Source organism: Pseudomonas sp. SIMBA_068 (assembly GCF_046534705.1).
In the GTDB taxonomy this organism is placed as follows: domain Bacteria; phylum Pseudomonadota; class Gammaproteobacteria; order Pseudomonadales; family Pseudomonadaceae; genus Aquipseudomonas; species Aquipseudomonas putida.
Genome location: NZ_JAWRYI010000294.1, coordinates 1 through 295, shown reverse-complemented (window position 1 = coordinate 295; position 295 = coordinate 1). Strand labels below are relative to the sequence as shown.

At 53.2% G+C, this 295-nt stretch carries 1 protein-coding gene; it reads right to left on the bottom strand.

Translation table 11 applies throughout. The annotated features are described in order from the left end of the window. Positions 1-295: ATP-binding cassette domain-containing protein (locus SB756_RS29235; protein ID WP_410913034.1), on the bottom strand; the 295-nt coding region annotated here is incomplete at both ends.

Genomic DNA, 295 nt, shown 5'->3' with positions numbered 1-295 from the left:
AGGAAGTGACGGTCATGCGAAATGATAATCATGGTGCTGTCACGCTCGTTCAGCACCTGCTCCAGCCAGCGAATAGTATCGATGTCCAGGTTGTTCGTCGGTTCATCGAGTAACAGAATATCGGGATTAGAAAACAGCGCCTGCGCCAGCAGCACACGTAATTTAAAGCCCGGCGCAATTTCGCTCATCGGGCCATAATGCTGCTCAACCGGAATGCCGACGCCGAGTAATAACTCACCGGCACGAGACTCCGCGCTATAGCCGTCCATCTCACCGTAAAGTGCCTCAAGATCGC